Genomic DNA, 4,567 nt, shown 5'->3' with positions numbered 1-4,567 from the left:
ACATAAAACTGAAGGAGCGATTACAATGGCGACTAAGAAAGATGTACATGATTTATTTTTAAATCATGTGAATTCAAACGCGGTTAAGACAAGAAAGATGATGGGAGAATATATTATTTATTATGATGGCGTGGTTATAGGTGGTTTGTATGATAATAGATTATTGGTCAAGGCGACTAAAAGTGCCCAGCAGAAATTGCAAGATAATACATTAGTTTCGCCATATCCAGGTTCTAAAGAAATGATATTAATTCTAGACTTTACCGAAGCAACAAATCTCACTGATTTATTTAAGACCATAAAAAATGATTTGAAAAAGTGAAGTAGTGAAGTGTGGGTGCAGAGAGAACTAAGCCCATCGATAAATGGTCGCTTGTTAAAGAAGAGTGACGGTCACTCTTCTTTATGTGCATATTTTATTTTGTCTGTTTTGTTAACAAGCAGCAGTGTAACAAATATGAGTAAGGATAAAATGAGTATAATATAGAAACCGAATTTATCATTAATTTCATTAATCCATCTTCCTAAAAATGGAGCAATGAAACTTTGCAGTAACAATGAAATTGACGTCCATATCGTAAATGAGCGACCGACATATTTATCTGAAACAGTGTTCATTATAGCTGTATTCATATAAATTCTGATTGATGAAATTGAGTAGCCTAGTATAAATGATCCTATGAATAAGTAAAATGCTGAGTTTATCCAAATAAATAGTGCTGAATTTATGACTAATATGAAATATAACAAAAATATCAATACTTTAGTTGAGATTTTCTTCGAAAGAATAGCTGAAATTAAACCTGCACATAATCCTCCAATGCCATATAACATATCTGAAAAACCAAATTGTACAGACGAAAGTTTTAAAACATTATAAACATATCCTGGTAATGATATGTTAAAGATCATTGTAAACACCATTGGTATGATTGAAATAACTCCAAAAATAAATATCATCATGTTGTCTTTTAAAAATTTCCATCCTAATAAATATTCTTGCAATAAGCTATTTGTTGATTCTTCCTCTGAATGAGTTGGTTTATCTACATGCAATCTAAATAACATAAAAATGCTGATTAGAAACATCATTATAGTCATCGCTATAATTAGAGTGAATCCATTTATTTTATATAATATTCCTGATAATCCACCTGCAATAAACATACCTGTTTGCAAACTAATCTCTAATAGAGAATTTGCATCTGTATATTGATCTGGTTTTAATATCTGTTTAACTAAACTTCTAGATGTTGCCATATACGTAGTCCAACCTATCCCATTAACAATCGCAAATCCAATCACTAAATAGGTCTCAAATCCTATCATTACGAGTGCTATGACAATGAGTAAATATAATATTACCTGAAGAAGATAGGTGATTAAAATAATATTTCGTCTATTATATTTATCGGCTAGTCCACCTATTATAGGAGAAGCTAAGAAACCGGATAATACATTTAAAGCTAACATAATACCTAATAGTTGGGAGTCGTTAGTTTTGTCGATTAAATACCAATTAGCCCCAACTGTACTAATTCCAACTCCGAATGCTGAAATTATTTCTGCTAAAAAGAACAATCTGAAGTTTTTAATTTTCAACAAATCAGTCATAAATATCACCTTTTTTCAATGCAAGATTTATATTTGCGAGCTCTTCTATAAATTGAGAGTCGTTTAAAATATCGAATGGTTTATTGCCTTCGCCGATCAAAAATCTATAGTTAGTAATATTCATAAACTCAAATATTAATTTGAATTGGTTGACTAAAGGTTGTGCTTTGGTATGCGGATTGTCGCCACCTATGATTAAAATCAAATACTTTTTTTGTGACATGATTTCTTTGAAGTTGTCTATTTGCGTATCTCGCAATGACTCGGTCCATCTATCAATGAAGAGTTTTAAAGACGCACTCATGGAGTACCAATAGAGTGGTGTTGAAAAAATAATAATATCTGATTCTAAAACTTTGATTAAAATTTGTTCGTAATCATCATTATGAAAGTTGGCACCTTTGCTATGACGATTATCTGTAACCTTTTCAATGTTGCTTTGATATAAATTCACAAAGTTGACTTTTAAATTCTTCAATAGATTCTCTACTGCGATAGCTGAATTGCCATCTTTTCTACTACTTCCAAATAAACAAGTAATCATAGTCATAACTCCTTTCGATTTACCTTTATAATAATATTTAATATATTATTATTAAATCAGAATTCTTAGAATTCAGGATTCGATAAAAGGGAACCCTAAAGGAGGTACTACTTTGAACTTAAACATTTTAAAATCATTTTTAGTAACTAGTGAAACAAAGAACCTTACTAAAGCATCAGAGTTACTTAACTATTCACAGTCAACTGTATCTACACATATTGAAAAATTAGAAAGGCAATTAGATGTTAAATTATTTTATAGAAAAAAATATGGTATGGAACTAACGGAAGAAGGCTTAGCATACGTTAAATACGCTAAAGTGATTTTAGATAGTAATAGCGAATACGAGAGAGAAATAAAAGGACTTTACAATAAGAAGGTAAATATAAGTATTAACATGCAAGAAAGTCAGTATTTGTATCGCTACTATAATAAGATTAGTGAATGGTTAGCTGAACACCCATATGTAAACTTGAAGTTTAAATCCGCACATTCTAATTTCTATATTAAAGAAGAAATTGCTAATTTCAAATCGGATATTAGCCTTATCACAGACGAAAAGATTATTAATAGTAACTTAACTGCTATTCCTATAACTGAAGAACGTTTAATATTTGTTACTAACAAAGAGATGAAAGATTTCAAATTAAACGATATTCAAAACCATACATTACTTGTTACTGAAAAAGGGTGTAGTTACAGAGAACAGTTAGAAATGATTTTATATAAATATAGCTTTTCAACAAAACAAATGATTGAATTTCTAGGAATTGAGTCATTAAAAAAACACTTGAAAAATTCAGGTGGGATTGCGCTATTGCCGGAATTTATTGTTGCAGATGAATTAGAAAATAAAAGTTTGTTTCAAATAGACGTAGATGTCGATATTCCGAATTTAGAAACAACATTGATAATTAATCCTGAATCGAATAAGCAAGTACTTGAATCTTTTGTAAAAGATGTTTTTTTATAATTATTGGTGAAAACGTGTAGTTATGGTGAAACTCAAAGATAATAATTTAAATGAGATGTTAATGAAAAAGTAATTCAATATAAAAACAGGTGATTTATATCTTTAATAAGGATTATTTCTAGTTGAAATTTCAAATTGCGGGCATTCATTTTCAAAATAGTAAAGAATTTAATAGATGAAAACCTTTGAATCATACTAGTTAGTATGGATTGATTAATATTTTAACCTGCTAAATGAGTAGCTTATGTATTTTAAATAGCTGTCATCTAGCAGGTTCTTTATTATTAATAAGTTCAGATAAATTATTTTAGTCTGTTTTCTAATGTTGATAATAATAACTTTAAATCTGTACTTTCATTGTGAGATATATAGTACATCATAAATTTTTATATTTGGATTGAGACTCTTTGGAAGATTTTCAATAAATGAATATTTCACAAACTTCCACTTATCAGGATTATAAATTATAATTTCTGCAACTGCATTATCGAAGATTCTAAACAATTTTTTGATTTCTATTTCTTTTAGAGATAAAGTAGGGAAAATGTCGATATATTCTTCAAGCGCATAAAGACTATGTTTAACAGAATCGGTTATGTTCATTGAATATATCACACCAATATTTATATTTTGCCATCCAAAAGAAGAAATAACATTATCATAAAATCCATTGAATATAAATTCAGTCATCCCCTCTGAACTTCTCCATAAATATAATGGTGAATAAGTATTTGTAATGCAATTAGTAGTTGTTTGACTTATTAAATAAGCTTTTATAATTAAATTTTTAAATCCATCAGTCTTATAACCATTTAATCGAACTCTATCTCTAATTATTTCCATATTGTAATCACTAGGCAACTTAACATGATATTGCATTGCATGCATTTAGCATACCCCCTTTTATAAAAAGGATAGCAATAATAAGTAAAATCTCATATTATCCAATTGTGATATAGTTATCATAAAAAGTGATAGGTGATTAAATTGAACTTTAATGATTTGGAAATTTTTATAACTGTATGTGAAGAAGCATCTATCAATAAAGCTGCAATTAAACTTAGATATGCACAATCTAATATATCTCAAAGAATTAGCAAGCTTGAAAATGAATTAGGTGTAGTTTTGCTTTTTAGAAATCAAAAAGGTGCTAAGGCAACTAAAGCAGGCGAAGAATTCTTAGCGTATAGCAAAAAAGTATTAAGAGATACAGAGACTATAAAAAATAAAATGAAAAATAATACTATGTCTATTTTATGCTCAGAACTGTTATTTAATTATTTATCTGAGAGCGAAGAAATTATGATGTCGAATAACTCAATTAATTTTATTTCTAGTGGAAATATTAGAAAAGCTATAGAAAAAAATAATTATGATAAGGTTATTTCATTCATAAAAATTAACGACTCAAATTATAGACTTAGTAATGTTGATAC

The 4,567-nt window shown here is 28.3% G+C and carries 6 protein-coding genes; 3 read left to right on the top strand and 3 right to left on the bottom strand.

Features of this window, described 5'->3' with window-relative positions; all coding sequences use genetic code 11:
- The first annotated feature begins 25 nt into the window (after positions 1-25).
- A complete protein-coding gene (locus tag IDG60_RS07110) occupies positions 26-322 on the top strand; it encodes a TfoX/Sxy family protein (RefSeq protein ID WP_000201640.1) in 297 nt (98 codons plus the stop codon).
- 71 nt (positions 323-393) lie between these two features.
- On the opposite strand, the gene IDG60_RS07105 is transcribed toward IDG60_RS07110, so the two are convergent.
- Both IDG60_RS07105 and IDG60_RS07100 read right to left on the bottom strand, forming a co-directional pair.
- Positions 394-1,614 carry an MFS transporter gene (locus IDG60_RS07105; RefSeq protein ID WP_000130763.1) on the bottom strand — a complete coding sequence of 407 codons (1,221 nt, stop codon included), beginning with the start codon at positions 1,612-1,614 and terminating at the stop codon, positions 394-396.
- Positions 1,607-2,158, bottom strand: coding sequence for a flavodoxin family protein (locus tag IDG60_RS07100; RefSeq protein ID WP_000627024.1), 552 nt, complete (start codon positions 2,156-2,158; stop codon positions 1,607-1,609). The genes IDG60_RS07105 and IDG60_RS07100 overlap by 8 nt, the downstream gene beginning before the upstream one ends.
- A gap of 112 nt (positions 2,159-2,270) precedes the next feature.
- Here IDG60_RS07100 and IDG60_RS07095 point away from each other — a divergent pair, with 112 nt between their 5' ends.
- Positions 2,271-3,131 carry a LysR family transcriptional regulator gene (locus IDG60_RS07095; RefSeq protein WP_001052510.1) on the top strand — a complete coding sequence of 287 codons (861 nt, stop codon included), beginning with the start codon at positions 2,271-2,273 and terminating at the stop codon, positions 3,129-3,131.
- Between the two features lie 354 nt (positions 3,132-3,485).
- Here the strand turns inward: IDG60_RS07095 and IDG60_RS07090 are convergent, their stop codons facing one another.
- Complete coding sequence (locus IDG60_RS07090) at positions 3,486-4,019, bottom strand: DUF4865 family protein (RefSeq protein WP_000543163.1); 534 nt, start codon at positions 4,017-4,019, stop codon at positions 3,486-3,488.
- Between the two features lie 90 nt (positions 4,020-4,109).
- Between IDG60_RS07090 and IDG60_RS07085 the strand changes: the two genes are divergently transcribed.
- Positions 4,110-4,567 (top strand): LysR family transcriptional regulator (locus tag IDG60_RS07085; RefSeq protein WP_162674330.1); only part of this gene is annotated, 458 nt, incomplete at its 3' end.

It is taken from the genome of Staphylococcus sp. EG-SA-2 (assembly GCF_017152085.1).
This window is presented reverse-complemented; position numbering and strand designations above follow the sequence as displayed.